General features: G+C 64.2%; 21 protein-coding genes and 2 pseudogenes. 10 read left to right on the top strand and 13 right to left on the bottom strand.

Going from position 1 to position 24,664, the window contains the following annotated elements; genetic code table 11:
• Window positions 1-9 precede the first annotated feature (9 nt).
• The 3 genes from hutX to YU9_RS0112615 form a co-directional block, all read right to left on the bottom strand.
• Entirely contained in the window at window positions 10-525 is a 516-nt protein-coding gene (gene hutX, locus YU9_RS0112625) for a heme utilization cystosolic carrier protein HutX (protein ID WP_027573167.1), read from the bottom strand.
• Between the two features lie 29 nt (window positions 526-554).
• The gene (locus YU9_RS0112620; protein ID WP_027573166.1) at window positions 555-887 is read right to left on the bottom strand and encodes an antibiotic biosynthesis monooxygenase; all 333 of its coding nucleotides are present in this window, start codon (window positions 885-887) and stop codon (window positions 555-557) included.
• A gap of 96 nt (window positions 888-983) precedes the next feature.
• Entirely contained in the window at window positions 984-3,335 is a 2,352-nt protein-coding gene (locus tag YU9_RS0112615; RefSeq protein WP_027573165.1) for a TonB-dependent hemoglobin/transferrin/lactoferrin family receptor, read from the bottom strand.
• 261 nt (window positions 3,336-3,596) lie between these two features.
• Here YU9_RS0112615 and YU9_RS49865 point away from each other — a divergent pair, with 261 nt between their 5' ends.
• From YU9_RS49865 to YU9_RS0112595, 4 genes are read left to right on the top strand one after another with little or no spacing between them, the layout of a single operon-like run.
• Entirely contained in the window at window positions 3,597-3,803 is a 207-nt protein-coding gene (locus YU9_RS49865; RefSeq protein ID WP_027573164.1) for a hemin uptake protein HemP, read from the top strand.
• A 6-nt stretch (window positions 3,804-3,809) separates the two neighbouring features.
• Window positions 3,810-4,760, top strand: coding sequence for a hemin ABC transporter substrate-binding protein (locus YU9_RS0112605; RefSeq protein WP_027573163.1), 951 nt, complete (start codon window positions 3,810-3,812; stop codon window positions 4,758-4,760).
• The gene (locus YU9_RS0112600) at window positions 4,757-5,842 is read left to right on the top strand and encodes an iron ABC transporter permease (protein ID WP_027573162.1); all 1,086 of its coding nucleotides are present in this window, start codon (window positions 4,757-4,759) and stop codon (window positions 5,840-5,842) included. The genes YU9_RS0112605 and YU9_RS0112600 overlap by 4 nt, the downstream gene beginning before the upstream one ends.
• Window positions 5,839-6,639 (top strand): heme ABC transporter ATP-binding protein, encoded by an 801-nt coding sequence (locus tag YU9_RS0112595; protein WP_027573161.1) that lies wholly within the window; start codon window positions 5,839-5,841, stop codon window positions 6,637-6,639. Before YU9_RS0112600 ends, YU9_RS0112595 begins: the two co-directional genes overlap by 4 nt.
• Window positions 6,640-6,802: 163 nt before the next feature.
• On the opposite strand, the gene YU9_RS0112590 is transcribed toward YU9_RS0112595, so the two are convergent.
• A complete protein-coding gene (locus tag YU9_RS0112590; protein WP_027573160.1) occupies window positions 6,803-8,479 on the bottom strand; it encodes a mucoidy inhibitor MuiA family protein in 1,677 nt (558 codons plus the stop codon).
• Window positions 8,480-8,644: 165 nt separating this feature from the next.
• Window positions 8,645-9,259: a response regulator transcription factor gene (locus tag YU9_RS0112585; protein ID WP_036017251.1), complete on the bottom strand. Its 615-nt coding sequence runs from the start codon at window positions 9,257-9,259 to the stop codon at window positions 8,645-8,647.
• Between the two features lie 204 nt (window positions 9,260-9,463).
• Here YU9_RS0112585 and YU9_RS41355 point away from each other — a divergent pair.
• Window positions 9,464-10,015: pseudogene (locus tag YU9_RS41355) on the top strand (AraC family transcriptional regulator); the annotation flags it as partial.
• Between the two features lie 45 nt (window positions 10,016-10,060).
• On the opposite strand, the pseudogene YU9_RS51040 reads toward YU9_RS41355, so the two are convergent.
• From YU9_RS51040 to YU9_RS0112570, 3 genes and pseudogenes are all read right to left on the bottom strand, one after another.
• Window positions 10,061-10,141, bottom strand: a pseudogene (locus tag YU9_RS51040) (GNAT family N-acetyltransferase); the annotation flags it as partial.
• A gap of 406 nt (window positions 10,142-10,547) precedes the next feature.
• Window positions 10,548-11,198 (bottom strand): 3-oxoacid CoA-transferase subunit B, encoded by a 651-nt coding sequence (locus YU9_RS0112575; protein WP_027573158.1) that lies wholly within the window; start codon window positions 11,196-11,198, stop codon window positions 10,548-10,550.
• Window positions 11,199-11,266: 68 nt separating this feature from the next.
• On the bottom strand, window positions 11,267-11,974 hold the full coding sequence (locus YU9_RS0112570) for a CoA transferase subunit A (RefSeq protein ID WP_027573157.1): 708 nt from the start codon (window positions 11,972-11,974) through the stop codon (window positions 11,267-11,269).
• Window positions 11,975-12,244: 270 nt separating this feature from the next.
• Between YU9_RS0112570 and YU9_RS0112565 the strand changes: the two genes are divergently transcribed.
• On the top strand, window positions 12,245-14,173 hold the full coding sequence (locus YU9_RS0112565; protein WP_027573156.1) for an AsmA family protein: 1,929 nt from the start codon (window positions 12,245-12,247) through the stop codon (window positions 14,171-14,173).
• 48 nt (window positions 14,174-14,221) lie between these two features.
• Here the strand turns inward: YU9_RS0112565 and dctA are convergent, their stop codons facing one another.
• Window positions 14,222-15,601, bottom strand: a complete 1,380-nt coding sequence (gene dctA / locus YU9_RS0112560) for a C4-dicarboxylate transporter DctA (protein ID WP_156951849.1) — start codon at window positions 15,599-15,601, stop codon at window positions 14,222-14,224.
• A 54-nt stretch (window positions 15,602-15,655) separates the two neighbouring features.
• On the bottom strand, window positions 15,656-16,729 hold the full coding sequence (locus YU9_RS0112555; RefSeq protein WP_027573154.1) for a 4-oxalomesaconate tautomerase: 1,074 nt from the start codon (window positions 16,727-16,729) through the stop codon (window positions 15,656-15,658).
• A 117-nt stretch (window positions 16,730-16,846) separates the two neighbouring features.
• Between YU9_RS0112555 and YU9_RS0112550 the strand changes: the two genes are divergently transcribed.
• The 4 genes from YU9_RS0112550 (at window position 16,847) to YU9_RS0112535 (ending at window position 21,315) form a co-directional block, all read left to right on the top strand.
• Window positions 16,847-17,827, top strand: coding sequence for a LysR family transcriptional regulator (locus YU9_RS0112550; protein ID WP_027573153.1), 981 nt, complete (start codon window positions 16,847-16,849; stop codon window positions 17,825-17,827).
• Window positions 17,828-18,021: 194 nt separating this feature from the next.
• Entirely contained in the window at window positions 18,022-19,407 is a 1,386-nt protein-coding gene (locus tag YU9_RS0112545) for an ABC transporter substrate-binding protein (RefSeq protein WP_027573152.1), read from the top strand.
• A 172-nt stretch (window positions 19,408-19,579) separates the two neighbouring features.
• Window positions 19,580-20,452, top strand: coding sequence for a carbohydrate ABC transporter permease (locus YU9_RS0112540; RefSeq protein WP_027573151.1), 873 nt, complete (start codon window positions 19,580-19,582; stop codon window positions 20,450-20,452).
• Window positions 20,449-21,315: a carbohydrate ABC transporter permease gene (locus tag YU9_RS0112535; protein ID WP_027573150.1), complete on the top strand. Its 867-nt coding sequence runs from the start codon at window positions 20,449-20,451 to the stop codon at window positions 21,313-21,315. Before YU9_RS0112540 ends, YU9_RS0112535 begins: the two co-directional genes overlap by 4 nt.
• 306 nt (window positions 21,316-21,621) lie before the next feature.
• On the opposite strand, the gene YU9_RS0112530 is transcribed toward YU9_RS0112535, so the two are convergent.
• From YU9_RS0112530 to YU9_RS0112520, 3 genes are read right to left on the bottom strand one after another with little or no spacing between them, the layout of a single operon-like run.
• On the bottom strand, window positions 21,622-22,434 hold the full coding sequence (locus YU9_RS0112530; RefSeq protein ID WP_027573149.1) for an ABC transporter permease: 813 nt from the start codon (window positions 22,432-22,434) through the stop codon (window positions 21,622-21,624).
• Between the two features lie 4 nt (window positions 22,435-22,438).
• On the bottom strand, window positions 22,439-23,353 hold the full coding sequence (locus tag YU9_RS0112525; RefSeq protein ID WP_027573148.1) for an ABC transporter permease: 915 nt from the start codon (window positions 23,351-23,353) through the stop codon (window positions 22,439-22,441).
• Entirely contained in the window at window positions 23,350-24,522 is a 1,173-nt protein-coding gene (locus YU9_RS0112520) for an ABC transporter ATP-binding protein (protein ID WP_027573147.1), read from the bottom strand. Before YU9_RS0112520 ends, YU9_RS0112525 begins: the two co-directional genes overlap by 4 nt.
• Window positions 24,523-24,664 lie beyond the last annotated feature (142 nt).

The following is a 24,664-nucleotide window of genomic DNA, read 5'->3' as shown; positions in this document are numbered from 1 at the left end:
GGACGGAAGCTACACCGCTGGCTGCGCCGCGATACGGTCAGCAAGCTGGCGGAACCGCGCCAGCTGATCCGCCCGCAGCGCCCGGGTCTCGTCGCGACCGACGAAGACCTTGAACATGATGCCGCCGTCGGTGTTCACGAACGCGACGAAGGCCGAGATCTTGCCCATGAAGGGCCGCTCGACAAAGGCAACGCCTGCGCAGCGCCCGTGGCGGAGATGACCGTGCAGGCCCTTCGGCTGCATCAGGTTGAAATAGCCGCGGCCGATCTCGCCCGCGGGAATTGGGCCCGTGAACTCGAAGATCGCATCATCCGTGTGCACGATCAGCGTAACCTCGCCCCATTCCGCAATGTCCTGCATGGCGGCGGCAAAGTGCTCACCGCCCCCGATGCGCATCATGGACGGCGGCAGCGCCTCGATCACCGCGCGCGGAGTGACCTTGCGCTCGCGCGCAACGTCCTCGATCACCGCACCGGGATTATCGGCCATGTACGCCTTGAGATCGGCGAGATCGGTGCTCAGCATGTCAGGCTCCTCTCGTGCGCTACCGCGATCTAAGCAGCCGCGGCCTTGCGCTCGCTCTGGATCACCTCAAAGCCCTCGAACTTGGGATGGCCGAGATAGAGGCTCTCGCCAGTCCTGTTGTCGGCACGCGCGTGGGCGCGTCGGAATTCCTCCGAGCGCGTCCAGGCCTCGAACGCCGCCTTGTCGACCCAGCTGGTGTGCGACGAATAGAGCGTGTGGTCCTCGGCCTCCGGGCCCTTCAACAGATGAAACTCGACGAAGCCCGGCATGCTGCCGAGATAGGATTCGCGGGTCGCCCAGACGGTCTCGAACGCGGTCTCCGCGCCCTTCTTCACCTGAAAACGATTCATAGCGATGAACATGAAAGTCTCTCCTTCTGATCAGGACGAAAACGCGCCGAAGCCGCGCTGGAGCATCAGCGCGGCCCGGCGGAGGTTGTGGTGTTGCGGCCCCTAGGCTTACGCACCTCCAAAGTGGATCTTCATGCCGGCCTTGTAGACCCTGCCTGGACCCGGGCTCGACCACAGCACGTCGTTCTGCGACGTGCCGTCGGTCGAGCTGCCGGGAATGGCGTAAGGCCGGTAGTACTGGTTCAAGAGATTGTCGATCGAGGCCGAGAACACGATGTCCCTGGTCGCGTTGTAGGTCAGGTACAGATTGACCAGCTCGTAGCCGGTCGCAGGAAGATAGTTGGCGGGCACGTCGTTGTTGGCACCGAACGAAGCCCACTGCGCCGTCATGATCAGCGTGCGATCGAGCAGGCGGACGCCGCCGGTCGTGACGACCTTGCGCGGCGTGATGGTCGCCAGCCCGATATTGGTGGCGACGTTCTTGCCCTGGATGTAGTGACCGGCGACGCCGATGAACCAGTTGCCGGCATCGTACATCGTCTCTGCCTCGAAGCCCTGGATGCGGGCCTGTGTGATGTTCTGGTACTGATAGTACTGGCTGAACGAGCCGAACGGCGGCACTGGGACCGGCGCCGAAGCGACGAGATCGATGTAGTCGCTGACATCGTTGCGGAACAGATTGATCTTGCCGCGGAACGAGTCGTTGGCGCTGAAGATGTTGTCGTATTTCAGGTTGAAGCCGACTTCCTTGTTCTTGCCGACCTCGGGACGAAGGTTCGGGTTGGGCAGGAAGCAGAACAGGCCGACGGTGCCGTCTGGACAGGGGAAGAAGGCCGGTCCGCCGCCGGTCGCATGCGCGCCCGAGATCACCGTCTCGGTGATCGATGGAGCGCGGTAGCCTTCGGCATAGCTGACATAGGGTTGGAAGCCCGGGACCGGCGTGACGCCGAGCGTGATCTTCGGCGAGAAGCGGTCACCGCCGGCGTTGGTCCGGCCGGAATCAAGATCGTAGCGGTCATAGCGGATCGCACTCACCGCCTCGAACCAGGTGCTGTAATTCTGCTTCAACTGAACGAAACCGCCCGAGACGGTGCGGATGCCGCTCGGCGTCGTGATGTTGGAGTTGCCGCGGCTGTCGGTCGTGATCACGTCGTCCTGGAACGCGTCGACGCCCCAGGTGACGGCATTGCGCCAGTCGCCGACGTTGAAGCGCGTGGTGTTGTTGACGTCGATACCGTAGGTATTGAGGATGTAGCCGCGCTTGTCGCCGACGCAGCCCGAAATGTTGTTGCCGAAATTACCGGCGCCGCAATAGGCCGTGCCCCCGGTCGAGTAGTGATAGGTCTTGGTCTGATCGTTATCGACGCGGTTACCGTAGACCGACATGTGCCAGTCGAACAGATTGTCGCTCGGCAGCGAATAGTTCCAGGTGATGGTGCCGGTGTAGTTCTTCGCATCGGAGGCATAGACCGACGAGCCCTGGTAGAGCGCGCGCTGTGCCGCCGTTGCCACCGGACCGCGGTTGAACTGGCCGATATCGTATTGATAGTCCTGGAAGACGGCGCCGAACTTGACCTCGTGACCGAGGGCGGGCCGCACCGTGAGCTTCATCAGCCCGGCCTCGACCTGATTGCCGGTGTTGCCGATCTCGGTGCCGTTGCCGTCCTTGTAGTTGCCTTGCGTGCGGTAGACCGCGCCGCCGAAGATGTCGATATCGGGCGTGGCGCGCACGCCGCCGAACACAGAACCCAGTCCGCGATTGTTGTTGGAGCCGTAGGAGCCCGAGAGATCGACGCCCCAGCGCTCGCCTGGACGCACCACGTCGTCGATGTCCTTGGTGCGGAACGAGACCAGGCCGCCGATCGCGCCGGAGCCGTAGATGTTGGCGGTCGGGCCGCGCACGACGTCGACGCCACCGATCAATTCAGGATCGAGGAAGAAGGAGCCGTTGGCGTTGTGGCCGGTGCGCTGGTAGTTCTGCCGCGCGCCGTCGACGACGACAGCGACGCGGCCGAAATCCTGCAGGCCGCGGATGTTGATGACAGTCGCAGGGTCGTCGCCACGCTCCTGGAACGACACACCGGGCACCGCATAGAAAATGCCCGACAGCCGGTTCGGCTGGATTCCCTGGATCTGGTCGAGCGTGATCGAACTGACAGGCGCGAGCGCGTCGATCGCGCGTTCTTTCGTCTTGGTTGCGGCGACGGTAATGGTGTCGAGCACCTGAATCGGCGCCGTGCCGCCGGCCTGGGCGCGGGCGTTCATGACGTCAGGCGTTGCCCGCTGTGCGACTTGCGGCTTCCCCGGCTTGCGTTTGGCCTGTTTCGGTCGTTCCGAGGACGCGTTGTCGGCCTGCGGCAACGCGGTCTGCGCGAGACTGCTCTCCGCCATCATTGCCGCAATTGAAACCACCAACGCGCCCAAAATCAGGGCGCGCGAATACCTAGCCCCGTCAGCCATATCAGCCCCAGCCTGCACTTCACTTTAGCTTTTGATGTCTTGTGGCTGGCGCGCGCTCGCAACGCGAGCGACTGGCTGGCTGATTGTCTCAAGAGGCGGGCAAGTTCCCCGCTGCGAGAAATGGTTACGTGGCAACACTCTGACGGTCAATCACATCAGGTTGCAGTTTATATCGATTGTAAATTGCCACCGTTGGAATGCGCGTCGTGCCGCCTATACAAAACCGGTAAACGAAATTTTCGAAAGCGCATCACACCCACAATGTCAGCAACATCAGGAGACAGCAGCGGCGGCGCGGCAGGGCCGGCACAAAGCCCTTCCGCAACAACGCGAACTCTGACCATGCGCGGGAGCCGGATCGACAGCCGCGAGCTGTTTGCGGCCGAGCGCGAGATCATCATTGCGCATGGCGAGGACAGCTATCGTCTCCGCCTGACCTCGCAGAACAAGCTGATCCTGACGAAGTAACCTGTAATGACATTTTGTCGCACCCTCGCCCATCTCCTGCTCTCCGGCGGAATCGCGCTCGCGTCTGCCGCGCACGCGGCCGGCATCACCGTGCATGACGCACGCAATCGCGAGGTCAGTGTTGCCGATTTTGCCCGCACGGTGTCGATCGGCGGCGCCATCACCGAGATCCTCTATGCGCTCGGGCTGGAAAGCCGGCTGGTCGGCGTCGACACCACGAGCCTTTATCCGGCGGCGGCGCTGCACGACAAACCCAATGTCGGCTACATGCGCCAGATCTCGGCCGAAGGTGTGCTCGGCCTCAACCCCACCCTGATCCTGGCGATCCAGGGCTCGGGCCCGCGCGAGACCATGGATATCCTGGAGACGGCGAAGGTGCCGCTGGTGCTGGTGCCCGAGACCTTTTCCGAAGAAGGCCTGATCGAGAAGATAAGACTGGTCGGCCACGCCATGGGCGTCGACGCGCGTGCCGAATGTCTGAGCGCCGCCGTCGGCGCCGATCTTGCGCAGGTGCGCGCACTGCGCGCCAAGGTGACGATGCCGGTGCGCGTGATGTTCGTGATGTCGGTCCAGAACGGGCGGGCGATGGTGGCCGGCCGCAAGACCGCGGCCGACGAGATCATCCAGCTCGCGGGTGCGACCAATGCGGTGGACGATTACGACGGCTACAAGATCATCGGCGACGAGGCGATCGTGGCCGCAAAGCCCGAATTCGTGCTGTCGATCGAGCGCGGCAAGGATTCGGTGCAGGCCGACGCAATTTATGCTCATCCCGGTTTTGCGCTGACGCCAGTCGCGGCCAACAAGAGCTTCATCACCATGGACGGGCTCTATCTGCTCGGCTTCGGGCCGCGGACGGCGGCGGCGGCGCGCGATCTCTCCGTCAAGCTCTATCCGGCATTGGCCGACGGCGGCGCATTCACGTCGGCTCTGTCGACGGCGAATTGCCGGCAATGAGCGTGGCCGTCGGGATCGAAGCACGGAGCCCGCGACGCAGCGCGGGACGGCGGTCCGCATCGTTCGCTATCCCAGTTCTGCTCGTGGTGCTGTTGGTCACTGCGATCATCGCGCTGACGGTCGGTGCCGCCGGCATCCCCCTCTCCCGCCTGCCTGCCGCGCTCGGCGTTATCGGCGAAAGCACGCCCACGACGGCCCGCGATCAGCTCGTGCTGTGGTCGATCCGCATCCCCCGGATCGCGGCGGCCGCGATGGTCGGCGGCCTGCTGGCCGCGGCCGGCGCGATCATGCAGGGGCTGTTTCGCAACCCGCTCGCCGATCCCGCCCTGGTCGGCGTCTCCAGCGGCGGCGCGCTCGCAGCCGCGAGCGCGATCGTCTTCACCGATTCCCGCTTCGGCGAGGCGCTGCGCTTTCTCCAGACCGAGCTGTTGCCGCTGGCGGCCTTCGCTGGCTCGCTGGCGACCACCGCAATCCTCTACGGCATCTCCAGCCGCTCGGGGCGGACCTCGATCGCGATCTTCCTGCTCGCCGGCGTCGCCATCACCGCGATCGCCAACGCGGGCATCGGGCTCCTCGTGTTCATCGCGGACGACCGCCAGCTCCGCGACATCACGTTCTGGATGCTCGGCTCGATGAGCGGCGCGACCTGGACCAAGGCGGCCGTGCTCGCGCCGGTCCTCATCGTCGGGCTTGCCGCCTGCGCCTTCATCGCCCGCGGTCTCGATCTGCTGGTGCTCGGCGAGGCCGATGCCTTTCACGGCGGCGTCGATGTCGAGCGCCTGAAGCGGATCTCGATCGTCATGGTGTCCGCCATGACCGGTGTCGCGGTGTCGATCAGCGGCGTCATCGGCTTCGTCGGCATCGTCGTGCCGCATCTGCTCCGCCTCGTCATTGGACCGGCGCATCGGCTGCTGCTGCCGGCCTCGGTGCTGCTCGGCGCGATCCTGATGGTCGGCGCCGACACGCTGGCGCGCACCATCGTGGCGCCGGCGGAGATGCCGATCGGCATCCTGACGGCGGCCGTCGGCGCGCCCGTCTTTCTCTTCATCCTGCTGCGGCAGCGCGGGCTGACGGCGCTATGACCGCGGTGATCGAGGCGCGACACTTAGGCAAGCGCGTCGGCCGCGCGACGCTGCTCGATGACGTCGGCCTGACGGTTGCGGCCGGCGAGATGGTCGCCATCATCGGCCCGAACGGTGCCGGCAAGTCGACGCTGCTGCGGCTGCTCTCCGGCGATCTTCGCCCGAGCGCAGGCGAGGTCCGCCTGAACCGGCGCGACATTGGCAGCTTCACGCCGCGCGAGCTCGCCGCGCGCCGCGCGATGCTGTCCCAGCACGTCAACGTCACCTTCCCGTTCACGATCGAGGAGATCGTGTTGATGGGCGCGGGCGAGCGCAGCTTGCGCGAGGCTGGCCCGCTCGTCGATGCCGCGCTGGATGAGGTCGGGCTTTCGCATTTCCGCGAACGGCAATTGCCGACGCTGTCAGGCGGCGAGCAGCAGCGCGCCCATTTCGCCCGCGTGCTGGTGCAGCTCGCCTGCGGCGAGGCCGAGCACGGCCCCGGGCTTTTGCTGCTGGACGAGCCGACCTCGAGCCTCGATCTGCGTCACCAGATCGACCTCGTCGAAGCGGCGCGCCGCCGCGCGGCTGCCGGCACCGCCGTCATCGCCATCCTGCACGATCTCAATCTCGCGATCCGCTTCGCCGACCGGCTGGTCGTGCTGGCCGGCGGCAAGCTCACCGCCGACGGGCCGCGCGCGGAGGTCGTCACACGCGAGAGGATTCTCGACATCTTCGAGATCGATGCGATCGTGCATCAAGCCGACGGCGTGCCGTACGTACTGCCGCAGTCGATGCGGGCAATTGAGACCGGAATTTAGCCAATCCTGTTTCTGCAAAGACGGTACGCTCCCTCCCCCGCTTGCGGGGGAGGGCTGGGGAGAGGGTGTCTCGACAGCGAAGACTCCCCCAGAGGAAAGAGCCCTCACCCCAACCCTCTCCCGCAAGCGGGAGAGGGGGCGCATCTCGTTCGTGGCTGGCAATCTACCCCGCCGGCACGATCACCATGCTCTTGTCCTTCGGCCAGCGGACGCGCCAGGCGAAGTTGATGTCCCTGATCTCGCCGGGCTTGGCGTCGAACGACCATTCCAGCACGCCGCGCTTGTCGCGGATGTTGGTTGCGGTGGGCTGCGTGCTCGCGGGCAGCATCTCGACGACGATGTCCTCGTTCTCGCTGACAGGCAGCTGATCTTCGATCGCGACCTTGATCAGGAAATCATGGCCGTTGCGGATCGTGGTCTTGAACGCGCGCTCGTCGGTCTTCGATGTCGTGACCAAGAGGCCTGCCGAGCCCTCGTTGCGCTTGAGCACGGCGCGTTCGATCTTGATCTTGTCGTCGGCGCCGAAGCCGAGCCGCACGATCTCGTCCTTGGCGGACGCGGTGATCTTGCCGCGGCCGACAAAGATACCATCGCGGTAGATCGCGACCTTGCCGGGCAGCAGCGTCGTATCGTCGGTCTGCTTGAAGCTGGCTTCGAGGAATGCTGTCGGGTCCAGCACCGGTGCGGCGCGCACCGCGAGATCGGCGGGCACATTCACCGAAGCGATACGGAGGCTCTTGGCGCCCTCGGCAGCGCCGAGGCTGACGCGGCCGGGAATCTTGAAGGTGGCCTGGAAGTCGCCGATCTCGGCGACCGCCTGCTGCTCATCGGCGCGCTCGCGCGGCTCGGCCGCTTCCGCAACCTTGGGCATCAGCGATTGCGCCTGGCGCGTCATCGGGGCCGGGCGCGCCAGATCGGAGGGCGTGCCAAGCGCCAGCGGCTTCGGCACTTGCGGATATTGCGCAACCAGCGAGCTCAGCTCGGGGGCACTGCCGCCGCGGCTGATGCGGACCGTGGAGACGCCGAGCGTCACGTTCGCCCAGTCCTCGCCGGTCGACTGCGTGACCTCGGCGCGACGAACGAGTTCAAGCTGCGGCTTGCGATCCTTGGCGCCAGTATCGAGCCGGGCGTCGTAGAGCGGCACCCAGCGCGCGTTGCGCACGGCATAGGTCACGCGCAGCGTCGCCTTGGTCGCCGCCGCCGAGGCGACGTCGATCCGCACTTCCAGCTTGTTCGGCGGCTTGGCCGAGCGCTCGGCCTCCAATTCCGCGATCTGGCGGTCGATCTCGCGCTGTTTTCGCGCGGCGTCGCGAATAACGGTGTCAGCGGTCGCGATCTCCTCGGCAACCGCGGCAAAGGCCGCGCGCCATTCGGCGATCGGGCGCGCCTCGCCCTTCTCGCCGAGGCCGGCCGGCGACGCCTCGGCAAAATGCTGTGCAAACTTGCGCCGGGCGTTCGCCGAGTCGATCGCACCCTGCAGGTCGGCCCGTTGATCCCTCAGTGCTTCGATGCGCTTGTCCAGCTCGGAGAGGTTCGCGGGCGGCGCGGCCTTCGGCGGCCGCGCATCGATGGTGCCGATGGTGAGCTTGGCGCCCGCCTCGCCTTCAACGCGGAGGGAAGACGGATCGAGCGAGAGCGGAAAATCCTTGGCGACCAGCGTCGAGTCACCGGAGGCGAGGTCCAACGAAATGACGCGGGTGACGGTGGCGCCGTCGGGATAGACGGTGACCGTGTCGATCGTCGACGTGGCGTCCACGTTGGCCGCCCATGAGGGCGATGCGATGGCCGTGGTCACCAGAACCAGGCTCGTCGTTGCCAAACATTTTGCGGTGATGCGCATAAAGTCCCTCCTGCCGGTATCGCCGCGCCGCCAGCCGGACGCGCGATCAAATGCCTCGCCAACATGGTTGGACGCGGCAGGGAAGGAACCGGTTCGATTGAGGTTTCTATGCGGCGCCGCCACGGCGGCACCATGTCCGTGGAACGCTTTGCCGTCCCTTTAGACCTAGGTCGGCGAGCCCCGGCCGAAGATGCGGCGGAGCAGATCGGTCACGTTGCGGGCGCCGGCCTTCTTCAGGATGCTGGCGCGGTAGCCTTCGACCGTCCTGGCGCTCAGATGCATCCGCCGGGCGATCTCCTTGTTGGTGAGACCGGCGGCGAGATGCTCGAGCACGTCGCCTTCGCGCTCGGTCAGGGGCTCGCAACCGGGCAGCCAGCATTGCCGGATCGCGGCGGGCTGGGCGAACTCATCGATGGCGGCATCGATCCGGCCGACGATGTCGTGGGTGCGGAACGGCTTCTCGATGAAGTCGGCCGCGCCGCTCTTGATGGCGTCGACCGCCATGGCAATGCTGCCGTTCGCCGAGGTCACCAGCACCGGCGCCATGCAGTTCTCGCCGCGCAGCCGCTTGAGCACCTCGAGGCCCGAGTGATCGGACGGCAGCTCCAGTAGGACGCAGGCCGGCATCCGCGCCTTTGCTGCGGACACGAGAGACGCACCGTCAGCGAAACAGATCACCTCATAGGCGTTCTGTTTGAGCGCCGTCGAAAGTTGTTCGCGGGACGTAGCGTCGGTATCGACGACGAATATCTCACCCTTGGAAAGCATGTTTCCCGGCATGATCCCGATCCAGCAATGTCTTGCTCAAATGGTCCGAGACGGGAGCTGGCTCCATCGCCCTGCCGCGCCGTCGTAAACACGGCATTCACGCCCGTGCTTCGGTTTCCCCTATGTATGTTCCGTCCGGTTCCTGGGTTTGACTGACCGGGACAGAAATTTTACATTTCGGGACGTCTGCAGGGGTGGCTGGCAGGAACGGTTCGCATGACCGACCTCATTCGCAGCTCAAGCCTGAGTTATTTTCCGGAGGTCGCCCGGTCAGTCGGGCTCGATCCCATGCAGATGATGCGCAAGGCCCGGCTGCCGCCGGCCTGCCTCGACAAGCCCGACACCCCCATTGCCGTCGCCGGCCTGCGCCGTCTGCTCGAATTGTCGGCGGGGGCGTCCGGCGCCGAAGATTTCGGCTTGCGTCTCGCCGAGCGCGGCGGCCTGACCAATTTCGGCGCGGTCGGCCTGATCGTGCGCGAACAGGCGACCGTCGGTGAGGCCATCGATGCGTTCTCGCGCTTCATCCATATCCATCACGACGGCATGCGGCTGGACGTTGCGCGCAGCAAGCAGACCGTGACCATCACCATGCATCTGCGCGGCCGGCACCCGAGCGCGTCGCGGCAATCGATCGACATGGCGCTCGGCAGCGTCCACCGCATCATCCAGTCGTTGTTCGGTCACGACTGGCGGCCGCAGGAGGTGCACCTGCATTACCCACCGCCACACGACCGCAATCGCTACCGCGAATTCTTCGGCTGCCGCGTGATCTAGGAACGATAGCGTCGCCCGCACAAATCCGGCCGACCGTCCCTTCTCAAGTGCGTGGACAATCAGCGCCTGCACCAGCCCGCGGCCGCGACAGGCCGGGTCGGTCGCGACATACTCGATCATCCAGTCGGCCTCTCCGCCCTGGACCCAGCAGGCCCGCGTATAGGCGCCGCGCCAGCGGATGGCTTCCAGCTCCGGCGCGGTGAGCCCGGTCGCGACCGCAACTTCCTCGATCGCGCGCCAGGCCGCAGGTCCCGTGCCTGCCGCCGGGAAAGCACCGAGCGCCGCCGCAGGCCTGCCGTCGACCTCGGCGACCAGGAATTGCGAGACGTGCCACATCGACACGGTGCGGGCGACCGCGATGCGCGCGATGAAATCGCGGCACTGCGCTTCGGGCCAGCCAAGCGCAACGTCGAACCAGCCGCGCGGACGATAGCCGCGCTGCGCGGAAAGGATGGTTTGAACGATGAAATCGGCGTCTTCGGGACGCGCAGACCGTATCGTCATGCGCGCCCCCTTCGCAAAGCCTTTAAGTATTCTTCAGCGCGACGCGGAATTCGGCCTCGGTCTTGGTCTTGACCTCGTCAAGCGTGACGCCGTCGGCGAGCTCGATCAGCGCCATGCCGCCGTCGCCGTGTTTGTCGATGGTGAAAACTGCGAGATCGGTGACGACCATGTCGACGACCCGCTCGCCGGTCAACGGCAAATTGCACTTCTTGAGCAGCTTCGGGCCGTCCTTGGCCGAATGCTCCATCACCACGACGACGCGCTTGACGCCGGCGACGAGGTCCATCGCGCCGCCCATACCCTTGACCATCTTGCCGGGGATCATCCAGTTGGCGAGATCGCCGTTCTGGGCCACCTGCATGGCGCCGAGGATCGACAGATCCATGTGGCCGCCGCGAATCATGCCAAAGGAATCCGCGCTCGAGAAATAGGACGTCGAGGGCAGCTCGCTCACGGTCTGCTTGCCGGCGTTGATCAGGTCCGCGTCCACCTCGTCTTCATACGGGAACGGGCCCATGCCGAGCATGCCGTTCTCGCTCTGCAGGCTGACGTCCATGCCATCCGGGATGTAATTCGAGACCAGCGTCGGGATGCCGATGCCGAGATTGACGTAATAGCCGTCACGCAACTCCTTCGCGGCGCGCGCGGCCATCTGTTCACGGGTCCAGGCCATCGTTGTGCTCCTGTCGATTCTTTAGTGGCGCATGATCTGATCGGAAAACCGGCTTCCACTTTTCCGGATCATGCGCTGGTGCGCGGGCGGGTGTTGCGGAATTCGATGCGCTTCTTGGCCGTGCCGACCTCGACGATGCGCTTCACGAAGATGCCGGGCGTGTGGATGTGGTCGGGATTGAGTTCACCGGCCGGAACCAGATGCTCGACCTCGGCCACCGTGATCTTCGCGGCGGTCGCCATCATCGGGTTAAAATTGCGCGCGGTCTTGCGGTAGATGAGGTTGCCGGCGGTGTCGCCCTTCCAGGCGTGCACGATGGCGAGGTCGGCGAACAGGCCGCGCTCCATCAGATACTTCTCGCCGTCGAACTCCTTCACTTCCTTGCCTTCGGCGATCAGCGTGCCGACGCCGGTCTTGGTGTAGAAGGCCGGGATACCGGCGCCGCCCGCGCGAATGCGCTCGGCCAGCGTGCCCTGCGGATTGAATTCGAGTTCCAGCTCGCCGGCGAGGAATTGCTGGGCAAACAGCTTGTTCTCGCCGACATAGGACGAGATCATCTTCTTGATCTGGCGGGTTTCGAGAAGGCGGCTGAGGCCGATACCGTCGACGCCGGCATTGTTGGAGACCACCGTCAGGCCCTTGACACCGGACTCCCGGATCGCGTCCGACAGCTCCTCGGCAATGCCGCAGAGGCCGAAGCCGCCCGACATGATCATCATGTTGTCTTTTAGAATGCCGTCGAGCGCCGACTTGGCGTCGGGATAGACCTTGTTCATGCAAAAAACCTCGACTGGACCTTCGGCTTGCGGGCGTCGCGCCTTATTGGCGGCGATTATTAGGCGAAATCGTCCGAAGCCGTCAATGATACGGGGGTTCTCCGCTCCGCCCCTGGGTGATAGAAGCTGCCCATGCCGTGGGCATAACCGTGCCGCGGCCTTGAAAGCGTCAAGAAAACCCATCAAGTTGCGGGGGTTGGGCGTGGGCGCTCAGGTTTCCCGGCCCGCCCTAGCTCCAACGACCAACCCGATCAGGACATGCCATTGACCATGGCCCAAGGAATGAAGCGCCTCGGGACGCCGATCGCGGCGCTGCTCGGCGTCGCGCTGATCGCCCTGATCGCGACCTCCTGGCTCATCAACCGCGACGCGCTGCGCAAGGCGGTCGAAGCGCAGATCCGCGACGTCACCGGGCTCGAGCTCAATGTCGCGGGCAGCATCGACATCTCAGTGCTGCCGGTGAGCTACATCTCCTTCCGCGACGTCGGCCTCAAGGGTGGCGGCACCAGCGCTCCCGCGCTCCAGGTCGACGTGCTCACCGCGAATTTGCGGCTGCTACCGCTGCTGCTGCAGCGGTTCGAGATCGCCGATCTGATGCTGCTGCGGCCGCGCATCCACGTCAGCCTCAAGCCGGACGGCGAGAGCAACTGGACGCCCTTCATCCAGACCATCGCGCGCACCATGAAGCCGGGGGCCGAGAACCAGGTCTCGTTCTCCGAAATCCGGATCCAGGATGGCGTGCTCGATTACGAGGACGCCGCCACGCATGCCACCGAGAAGCTCGAGGACATCGACCTGTCGCTGGCCTGGCCTTCGATCTCGCGCTCCTTTGCTGCGACCGGACAGTTCGACTGGCGCGGCGAGCGCGTCGACGGCTCGATCAGCTTTTCCGATTTCGTCGCCGCCCTCTCCGGCGACCGGTCCGGCCTGAAGGCGCGAATCGCCAGCGCGCCGCTCAAGCTCGCCTTCGACGGTAGCGTCGCCAATCGCACCAGCCCGATGATGGAAGGCACGCTCACGGTCGACAGCCCGTCCTTGCGCAACGCGCTGCGCTGGACCGGGCAGCCGCAGCCCGGCAGCGGCGGCTTCGGCCGCTTCGCGCTGAAGGCGCGCGCCAACGTCGTCGGCGCCTCGATCGCGCTCACCAATGTCAATGTCGAGCTCGACGGCAATGCCGCCGAGGGCGTCATGACCTACGCCAATAACGGCCGGCAGACGCTGCAGGCGACGCTCGCCGCCGACGCGCTCGACTTCACGCCTTATATCTCGACGTTCCGCCTGCTCGCGAGCGGCGCGCGCGACTGGAACAGGCAGCTGTTCGATCTCAATGGACTGTCGACCACCGACCTCGACATGCGCCTGTCGGCTGCAAAGCTGACGGTCGGGCCGACGAAGCTCGGCCGCACCGCGATCGGCGCCAATTTGCGCAACGGCACGCTGGCGCTCTCTGTCGGCGAGGCGCAGGTCTATGGCGGGATCGCAAAGGGCTCGTTCGGCATCGCGCGGTCCGATACCGTCGCCGATATCAAGGCGCAATTCCAGTTCACCGACGTCGACCTCCAGGCCTGCGCCACCGAACTGTTCGGTCTCAACAAGCTGTCAGGCCGCGGCAACATCAACGTCTCGCTCCTCGCCTCCGGATCGAGCCCGTTCGGCCTCGTGCAGTCACTCGACGGAAGCGCCACCGTGACCGGGCATGACGGTGCGATCTCGGGCTTCAACGCCGAGCAGCTCCTGAAGCGGCTGGAGCGGCGGCCGCTGTCGGGCGGCGGCAATTTCCGCAACGGCTCGACGCCCTACAACAATCTCACCATCGCCGTGAAATTCTCCGACGGGATCGCCACCGCCGAGGACATCCGCGTCGAAGGGCCGACGGCGAAGATCACGCTCACCGGCACCGCTTCGGTGCCGGCACGCGAATACGACATGAAGGGCGTGGCGAGCCTCAACAGTGCGTCGGGGTTCGAACTGCCCTTCGTGGTGCAGGGCCCCTGGGACGATCCCCTGATCTTTCCCGATCCGGAAAGCCTGATCCGCCGCTCGCCGGCCTCCGCGCCGCTGCTCGACATGCTGAAGGACCGCAAGGGGGGTGACGCCGTGCGCTCCGCAATCGAGCGCATCACCGGCAGCGGAAAGCGCCCCGCGCCGGCGGAATCGCCCACGGCGGAGAACGCCAAAGAGAACGCCAAGTCCAACTAACGCCAACGCCACGTCCAACTGGAGTGATCGGCGTCGCTCTCTTCGGGTTCACGCAGCCGATTGCGTCGTCGAAATCCAGCTCTTGTCCTCCCTCATCACCGGTGCCGTCCCAATCTTCGCCCCGGGCGCGGCCGTGAGAGTGTCCCCCTGTCCCAGTTCCCGGGCCAACACCTCGCGATCACAGGCGTCCTCCCACAGCGAAATGGTGATGGATGCGATGCAGTTGCTGATCATGCTGGTCAGCGCCCGCGCCTCCGACATGAAGCGGTCGATGCCGACAAGCAGCGCCACGCCGGTCACGGGCAAATCCGGCATCACAGATAGGGTCGCGACAAGCGCAACGAAGCCGCTGCCGGTGACACCGGCGGCCCCTTTGGACGTCAGCAGCATCAATCCGAGCATCGCCGCGATCTGTCCCCATGACAGGTGAATGTCGCAGGCTTGCGCGATGAAGATGGAAGCCAAGGTAAGATAGATGGCGCTGCCGTCCAGATTGAAGGAATAGCCCATCGGCAACACGAGCCCCGATACGCCTTTCCGGCATCCGAGCTGCTCCAGCTTGCGTAGCGCGCCAGGCAGCGCCGGCTCCGACGACGACGTGCCGAGCACGATCAGCAATTCTTCTTTGAAATAACGGATGGTCTTCCACAAGCTGAAGCCGTTCAGCCGCGCCAGCGTGCCAAGCACCAGGACCACGAAGACGGAGCAGGCGATATAGAATGTCAGGATCAGCAGTCCGAGCGAGCCAATCGAACGGATGCCATATCGGCCCACCGTGAACGCCATGGCCCCAAAGGCGCCGAGCGGAGCGAGCTTCATGATGAAGCCGAAGGACACGAACAGCACCTCGGAGAACGAGGCGACTGCCTTTGTCACCACGATACCCCCGTCGCCGGCACGGCTCAGGCCGAAGGCGATCAGGATGGATATCAGCAGGACCGGCAGCACTTCACCATCGGCAAACGCTCCAAAGAACGAATGCGGGATGATGTGCAGCATGAAATCCGCAAAGCCGGAGACCCCTGCCTGCTTGGTGAATTTCGCGGCCACCGACGGATCCAGCGTATTGACCGCAACATGCATGCCCGCGCCCGGCTGGATCAGCGACACGGCGATAAGCCCTGCCAGCAAAGCGAGCACGGTCAGCAGGTAGAACAGCGCCATGGATTTCACCAGCGTGCGGCCGACCTCGCGGGAATCGCTGATGCTGTTGATGCCGCTCACGATGGTGCAGAACACGATCGGCGCGATCATCATCTTGACCAGCTTGACGAAGCCGTCGCCAAAGGGCTTCAGCGCGGCGCCGAATTCGGGCCAGAAATGGCCCGTGAGGACACCGAGCATGAGGCCGATCAGCACCTGGACATAGAGAATCCGGTAGAACGGCTTTCGCGGCTCACTGCTCGCGGACCCAGCCAGCGCTCGCATCTGCATTCTCGTTTCTCCCTTGTCTTATTCTTGAGGTTTAAGAGCAGTCCGGCGTCAGGCCGCCAGGACCGAACAAGGCACGTGCGACCGACGGGCGAAGACGTGGCCCTCGAAGATTCGCCGGGCTGTCCGCAGCACCCGGGCAACCGGGCCGGACTCCAGCCTCACCACGAGCTGGCCGGAAGGATGGGCGAGTGTGATCGACACCGGCGGCACCAGCGGTCCGACCATCTCTGCGGCGATCGTCCCGGGCGTGATGCACGCAGTCGCGATCGCGACCGCGCCGGTGACCGCCAGCGCGCTATGGCAGTCGTGTGGCATGAAGTACCTGACGTTCAACGTCGCCTCTCTCGCGGGCGCAATCAGAACCGGTTTCGGGATCACCATCGTCGCGGGATCTGGAAAGCCCATCCGGCGCCCCGCCTCGAGACGCAAATCTTCGAGACGCGCGCGGAAGCCGTTGTCGGCGAAGTCCGAGGGAGCCTCACGGCCGCTCCATCCCAGATCCGCCGCGCGGACCAGCATGACCGGCATTGCTGCGTCGAGGCAGGTCACATCGATCCCTTCGATGCGGTCGACCGGACGTCCCGTCGGTAGGAGGCGACCAGTGCGTGCACCGGCCGCGTTGGGGAACGACAGTTCGATCGGCGCGGCCGTTCCCGGAACGCCGTCGATCCGCGCCTCGCCGTCGTAAGTCACGCGTCCTGCGGGGGTCGGAACGGTCGCGTCAATCAACTTGCCGGTGTTGACATTGTGGATGCGCACATGGGTGCGATCTGCGGCAGCGGCGACCAGGCCGGCTTCAATTGCGAACGGCCCAACGGCCGCCAGCATGTTTCCGCAATTGGGCGAGGTATCGACGATCCCTTCACGAACCCGCACCTGGGCAAACAGGTAATCAACGTCGGCGCCGGGCACCGTTGCCGGCCCGATGATCGCGACCTTGTTGATGACGGCATTGCCGCCGCCGATCCCATCGATTCCAAGGTCGTGCCCCCCGCCCATCACGGACAACAGGACCGCATCGCGCAGTTTGGCGTCGGCCGGAAGATCACGAGCCAGGAAAAACGGCCCGCGCGAGGTGCCCCCGCGCATGACCACACAGGGAATGGCGATCTGATCGTTCATGGAGCTGTTCCGTTCGGCGACATCTTCGCGCGAGCCAGAGCATCCTCCGGCAGAACTCTTTTGTGAAATGCAAATATCTGAGGTATTATTTCGTTTATCGAAATAATGGAGCCTGCCATGAACGCAGAACTGCTCGACCTCAAGGCGTTCATCACCGTGGCGGAGACGGGAAGCTTCGTCCGCACCGCCAGGGTGCTGAACCTGTCGCAGCCGGCGCTGAGCCGACGCATTCAGAAACTGGAAGAAGGCCTCGGTGCGCCGTTGCTCGAACGGTCGACGCGCCACGTCAATCTCACCATGACCGGGCGCGACTTCCTGCCGAAGGTGCGCCGCCTCATCGACGAGTTCGAGACCTCGGTGCTCGCCATCCACGATATCGGCGCGCGAAGTTCGGGCCTGGTCTCGGTGGCTGCGGTGCCGACAGCGGTGTTCTATTTCCTGCCGCGTGCGATCGGCCGGTTTGCCGAAGCGTATCCGCGCATTCGCATCCGGATACTCGACATCGGTGCCAACGAGGGATTGGAAGCGGTCGCGCGCGGAGAAGCCGACTTCGGCATCAACTTCATCGGCGCTTCGCATGCGGAAATCGAGTTCGAGAAACTGGTTGAGGATCCTTTCGTCCTGGCCTGCCGTCATGACCATCCGCTGGCATCACGCAAGCAGGTCAGCTGGTCGGAAATCGTGTCACACCGGGTCATCACCGTCGGTCGCAACAGCGGCAATCGCGCGCTGATCGACAATGCGCTGGCGCGACACGGCCTGCAGCTGAACTGGTCCTATGAAGTCGCTCACCTCTCCGGCTCGCTTGGCCTGGTCGAAGCGGGCCTCGGCATCGCCGTGCTGCCGAGGCTCGCGACACCAGCGGCCGGCCATCCGATCATTCACACCATTCGGCTGACTGAGCCGGAAGTGTCGCGGACGATCGGAATCGTGCGCAGGCGCGGGACGACGCTATCGCCTCATGCTAGCCAATTTCTCAAGATGCTGCTCGAGGCATGGCGCTCTCCTTCCCCGACGAGCGGGCAAGGCAGGCCGCGCTCCCGATCCGCTGAGACGAGCCCGAATGTCGCTTCGATCGGCCTCAAAGCGAAACGCTGACAAAGCCAGGAACCACGAGGCGAATTGATTGGCATGCATTGATGCGGCCTTTGGATCGATGCGCGAATTCGCATCTCCACAGCCCCTCCACCCCCACGACATTGGTCTGACAAGAAGTCGCTAGATCGGATGACGGCCATGCGCTAGTGTTTTATACGACCGGTTAAAACACCGGCCGTTTGAGGGAGAAAAACGTGAAATCCAAGGTTATTGGCGCAGTATCATTGGCGGTCGCTGCGGTTGGGCTTTTTGCCGCCACTGCACCCGCCTTTGCGCAGCAGAAGACGATCACGGTCTGGTGGGGCAAGGGCTTCTATCGCTCCGAAGACGACGCGCTGATCGAGACGATCAAGAAATTCGAAGCCAAGACCGGCATCAAGGTCGAATTGTCGCAATACGCGATCCAGGACATGATTCCGAAGACGGTCGCCGCGCTCGATGCCGGCACTGTGCCCGATGTCGCCTATTCCGATTCCTATGACGTGCAGGCGCAGGGCAAGTGGGCCTATGAGGGCAAGCTCGAGGACCTCACAGATATCATGGAGCCGATCAAGGGCCGGTTCGTGCAGAACACGCTGGACGCCTCGATCCTCTATAACGACGTCACCAAGAAGAAGGCCTATTACGGCTTCCCGCTGAAGCAGCAGAGCATGCACGTCCAGATCTGGAACGACATGCTTGAGAAGGCCGGCTTCAAGCTGAGCGACATTCCCACCGATTGGACGGGCTATTGGACGTTCTGGTGCGACAAGGTGCAGCCGGCGATCCGCAAGGCCACCGGCCAGCGCATCTACGCCGTGGGCCAGCCGATGGGCGTGGAATCCACCGACGCCTTCCAGTCCTTCTACACCTTCATGGACGCCTACCACGTCAAGCTGGTCGACGACGACGGCAAGCTCCTGGTCGACGATCCCAAGGTTCGCGAGAACCTGATCAAGGCGATGAAGGACTACACCGACACTTATATCAAGGGCTGCACCCCGCCCTCCTCGACGACCTGGAAGGACCCCGACAACAACGTCGCCTTCCACAACAAGACCATCGTGATGACCCACAACTTCACGATCTCGATCGCGGCGAAGTGGTTCGAGGACTCGCAGAACCAGGCTCTCACCCAGGAGCAACGCGACGCCGGCAAGAAGGCCTATGAGCAGGACATCGTCACGGCCTCCTTCCCGAAGGCGCCGGACGGCTCGACCATCCGCTACCGCTCCGACGTCAAGACCGGGCTGATCTTCACCGCGGCCAAGAACAAGGCCGAGGCCAAGCAGTTCATCAGCTTCCTGCTCCAGGAAGAGAACGTCCGTCCCTACATCGAGGGCGCGCTCGGCCGCTGGTTCCCGGTGACGAAGGAAAGCCAGGAAAGTCCGTTTTGGCAGGCTGACAAGCACCGCAAGGCGGTCTACACGCAGTTCAAGGGCGGCACCGCGGCGTTCGACTTCACCAAGAACTGGAAGTTCACGCTCCTCAACAACGAGAACGTGTGGGCGAAGGCGATGAACCGCGTCGTCAGCGAGAAGGTTCCGGTCGACAAGGCCGTCGACGAACTGATTGCCCGCATCAAGCAGGTCGCGGGTTAAGGTCTATCCCCTCCCTCTCCCCGTTCTTACGGGGAGAGGGTCGGGGTGAGGGGCTCTCTCCGCGAGTTTGTGCGCGCTGTGGGTCCTGTACCCCCTCACCTGGAGTACTTCGTACTCCGACCTCTCCCCGCAAGCGGGGAGAGGTTTTAGATTTGAGAAGAGTCCGAAAAGAATGGCGATCACGCTCTCTGGCGATCAGGCAATCCCCGCCCCGCCCCTGTCGTCGCGGCTTACCCCGGCGCAGGTCTGGGGCATCATCCTGCTCGCGCCCTATTTGCTCGTCTTCCTCGCTTTCGTCGTCTATCCGGTGTGCTATGGGCTGTGGCTGGCGCGCGCGCCGGAAAACTACGTCGCGCTCTACAACGACCCGATCTTTGCACGCGCCGCGGTCAACACGCTGATCTTCCTGGTCATCGGCATCAACATCAAGATGCTGATCGCGCTGTTCCTGTCCGGCTTCTTCGCGCAGCAGCGCACCTGGATCAAATGGCTGTCGGTGATCTTCATCCTGCCCTGGGCGGTGCCGTCGATCCCGACCATCCTGTCGGTGCGCTTCATGCTCAATCCCGAGTGGGGCGTCATCAACCACCTGATCTTCTCCTTCACCGGCGATGACGGCCCGAACTGGCTGAACGACCCGACCGTAGCGCTCAGCATGGCGATCGGCGTGCACATCTGGAAGTCGCTGCCGTTCTGGACGCTGATCCTGATCACCGGACGCCTTGCGATCTCGCACGATCTGTTCGAGGCCGCCGAAGTGGACGGCGCCAGCTGGTGGCAAAAGTTCCGCTACATCACCTGGCCGTCGATGCAGACGCTGTACGTGACCTGCACGCTGCTCTCGATGATCTGGACGCTGGGCGACTTCAACAGCGTCTACCTGCTCACCGGCGGCGGCCCGGCCGACCTCACGCACGTGCTGTCGACACTGGGCATCCGCTATCTCCGGCTCGACCAGCTCTCGCTCGCGATGGCCTCCATCGTCTGCGCGATGCCCTTCGTCCTGCCGCTCGTGTACTTCATGATGAAACGGTTGTCGCGATGAAGCTCCCCGGCGTAAGAGAGTTTTCTTGGCGCGAAGTCGCGACTGAAGCGCGGCTGCTGCTGATCGGCATTCCCGTCTTCCTGTGGACGATGATCCCGATCTATCACATGTTCCTGTTTGCGATCTCCCCGAAGGAGGACGCGTTCTCGGGCAAGCTGTGGCCGGACCATCCGACGCTGCATAATTTCGAGATCGTGTTCAAGCAGCAGCACTATTTCCTGCGCGACTTCTACGTCCAGTTCTGGAATTCGACGGTGATCGCGGCATCCGTCGGCGTGCTGACGCTGTTCATCGCGACCGCCGCGGCGTTCTCGATCTCGCGGCTGAAGGTGCCGGGCGGACGCATGGTGCTGAACCTCGCGCTCTTCACCTATTTCATTCCGGCGGCGTTCCTTGCCGTGCCGATGTACCGCACCATGGGCAATTACGGCCTGCTCAACAATCATTGGTCGCTGATCCTGGCCATGGTGACGATCGCCTCGCCTTACGCGATCTGGGTGCTCAAGCAGGCCTCCGACAAGCTGCCGGTCGAGCTGGATGAAGCCGCGGTGATGGACGGCGCCACGACGCTGCAGATCTTCCGCCTGGTCTACCTGCCGCTGATGATGCCCTCGCTGGTTGCGATCGGCACCTATGCGGTGCTGCTGGCCTGGAACGAATATCTCTATGCGTTCCTGCTGCTCTCGAACGATCGCGAGATCACCCTCCCCGTCGCGCTCGGCAACTTCCTTGCCGCCGACGATTCGCCCTGGGAGCTGCTCATGACCACCGGCTTCATCTACGCGCTGCCGCCGGCCGCGGTCTACTATGCCTTCCGCCGCTACATGGTGGGCGGGCTCACGGCGGGTGCGGTGAAGTCTTAAACTCAATCTCGCGTTTGTTACCCAACATACCTGTCGTAGCAGCTGCTACGACAGGTCGATATCCATCGCTTCCGCCAATCGTTGAATTTCAAGTTTCTGGCTCGAAGAGGGCTGGAGATCATTCTCCTTGATTGACGAGTGCAACCATTCCAGAGCGACACCAAATTATCGGTTCTCGATAAACTCCGCCAAAAGCTCGCAGTCACGAAGGGAAAGTTGGGACGAGATCGAGTGGACCAGATTTGTTAGAGCCCACTCGAGTTCACGCCATTCTTCGACGCCTTCCATCGATGTTCTCCGGTGATTCTATAACGGCGCCGCGCTCTCGCCCTGCGAGCTCGACAGTTTCGAGGCGAGCGAGGCGATGACGATGACGACCGCGATCAGGGCGATCACCAGCGTGCAGATCGCGTTGATCTCGGGCTTCACCCCCAATCGCACCTCCGAATAGATCCGGATCGGCAGCGTCGCCGAGCCGGGACCGGTGGTGAAGCTCGCGATCACGAGATCGTCGAGCGAGAGCGTGAAGGCCAGCATCCAGCCAGCGACAATCGCGGGCGCGATCAGCGGCAGGGTCACCGACACAAACGCCCGCACCGGGTCGCAGCCGAGGTCCATCGCCGCCTCCTCCAGCGAGCGATCGAGCGAGCCGAGGCGGGACTGCACGACCACGGCGACGAAGCACATCGTCAGCGTGGTGTGGGCGATCGTCACCGTCCAGAAGCCGCGCTCGGCATTCAGCGCCACGAATAGCAAGAGCAGCGACAATCCGGTGATCACCTCCGGCATCACCAGCGGCGCATAGAGCATGCCGGAGAACAGCGTCCGGCCACGAAACCGCTCGCCGCGCGACAGTGCGACCGCGGCGAGCGTGCCGAGCAGCGTGGCGATGGTCGCGGAGGAGACCGCGACCCGCAAGCTCATCCAGGCCGCCTCGATCATGGCGCGGTCATTGAAGAACTCGTGATACCAGCGCAGCGACCAGCCACCCCACACCGTCACCAGGCGCGAGGCGTTGAAGGAGTAGAGAACGAGGATCAGGATCGGCAAATAGAGGAACGCCAGCCCCAGCGCCAGCGAAGCGATATTGAAGCGGGACAGGCGGGAGACCTTGCGCATCGCCCTACCTTTCCCGTTCCAGCTGGCGCTTCTGCAGCCGCTCGTACAGCAGCAGTGGCAGCAGCAGCACCACGAGCAGCACGATGGCCGCAGCGGAGGCGACCGGCCAGCCCTTGTTGGTGAAGAATTCCAGCCACAGGGTCTGGCCGATCATCAGCGAATTGGAGCCGGCCAGAAGATCAGGGATGACGAATTCGCCGACGATGGGGATGAAGCACAGCAGCACGCCGGCTCCCACGCCGGGCAGCGAGAGGGGGAAGGTGACGAGCCAGAACACCTGCCACGGCGGCGCGCCGAGATCGGAGGCCGCCTCCTCCAGCGCCGGCTCCATCTTGGCGAGCGTGGCGTAGAGCGGAAGGATCATGAACGGCAGATAGGAATAGACGATGCCGATATACATCGCGGTGTCGGTGGAGAGCCACACCACCGGCTGGCTGACCAGATGCAGCGCCAGCAGGATTTGGTTGAGCAGGCCGTCATGCTGGAGGATGTTGATCCAGGCATAGATGCGGATCAGGAACGAGGTCCAGAACGGCACGATCACCAGCACCATCGCCACCGCCTGCCAGCGTTTTGGCAATCGCGCCATGCCATAGGCAATGGGATAGCCGATCAGGAGCAGAAGCGCGGTCGCCGTGATCGCGACGGTGAGACTGCGCACATAGGCAAACACATAGATGTCGTCGGAGCCGAGCAGCCGGAAATTGTCGATCGAGAGCGCGGCAAAGGCGCCGCTGAGCGCGTCCCATCCCGCCGTCAGGTCGAACACCGGCTCGTAGGGCGGCTGCGCGATCGCAGTCTGCGACAGGCTGATCTTCAGCACGAAGGCGAACGGCACCAGGAAGAACAGCGCCATCCAGACATAGGGGGCGATCGCGGCAAACCGCGCCGGCCGCGCGAAGATGCGGCGGGAGCTCATGACGGCAGCACCACGCAATCGTCGGGCGTGAACCAGGCGACGACGTTCTGGTTCAGGCTGTAGGCGTCGACGTCGATGCGCGCGCTGTTGGCGACGGAAGCCTGCAGCATCCCACCGGTATCGAGCTTCACCTTGTAGGTGGTGGTGCCGCCGAGATAGCAGATATCGGCGATGACGCCGTCGAGCCGGTTGATCACGGTCTCACGACCGGCCTCGCTCACCGGGCCGCGACGCGACAGCTTGACCTTCTCGGGGCGGATCGCGACGGCAAATCTTCCTGTGCCAATCGGCTCGCGCGGCTCGGCCACCACCAGCGCACCCGCATCACGCGTGCCAATGACCAGACGATGACCATCACGCAATTTGGACTCGCCGTCGAACAGATTGATGTCGCCGACGAACTCCGCGATCCAGCGCGAGCGCGGCGCTTCGTAAAGCTCGCGGGGGCTCGCGACCTGGGCGAGCTTGCCGGCTTTCATCACGCCGATCCGGCTCGCCATCGTCATCGCCTCCTCCTGGTCGTGGGTGACGATGATGAAGGTCATGCCGAGCCGGCGCTGCAGCTCCATCAGCTCGCCTTGCGTGCTCTCGCGCAGCTTCTTGTCCAGCGCGGCGAGCGGCTCGTCGAGCAAGAGGAGTTGCGGCCGGCGCGCCAGGGCGCGGGCGAGCGCCACGCGCTGGCGCTGACCGCCGGAGAGCTGGTCAGGCCTGCGCTTCTCCAGCCCCTCGAGCTTCACCAGCGCGACCATTTCCGCAACGCGGGTGGCGATGTCGGCGCGCGCCATGCCGGCACGCTTCAGGCCGAAGGCGATGTTGTCGCGCACCGACAGATGCGGAAACAACGCATAGTTCTGGAACATCATGTTGATCGGACGCTCGTGCGGCAATGCCTGCGCGATATCCTTGCCGCCGAGCAAAATGCGCCCCTCGTCCGGCGTCTCGAACCCGGCGAGCATGCGCAGCAGCGTGGTCTTGCCGCAGCCGCTGGGGCCGAGCAGCGCGAAAAACTCGCCGGCCTTGATGTCGAGCGAGACACCATCAACGGCCCGGAACGTCCCGAACGTCTTGGCGACGCCCTCGATCCGCAGCAACGGCTGCCCTGCCGCCGGATACGGATCTCTGCCGGCTGCACTGGTCGCGGTGTCTGTTCTGGGCAACTCGTCCGTCATCGTCCCTGCCAACCCCGATTCCGCCGCACGCTAGCGGCCGATCGTTCCTAGCTCAACTGGTTCGGGGGAGATCATCCCAAATGGTCTTCATACATTGCCGTTCCGTAGCCCGGATGGAGCGCCAGCGTAATCCGGGGTAGTC

It is taken from the genome of Bradyrhizobium sp. WSM1743 (assembly GCF_000473065.1).
In the GTDB taxonomy this organism is placed as follows: domain Bacteria; phylum Pseudomonadota; class Alphaproteobacteria; order Rhizobiales; family Xanthobacteraceae; genus Bradyrhizobium.
This window is presented reverse-complemented; position numbering and strand designations above follow the sequence as displayed.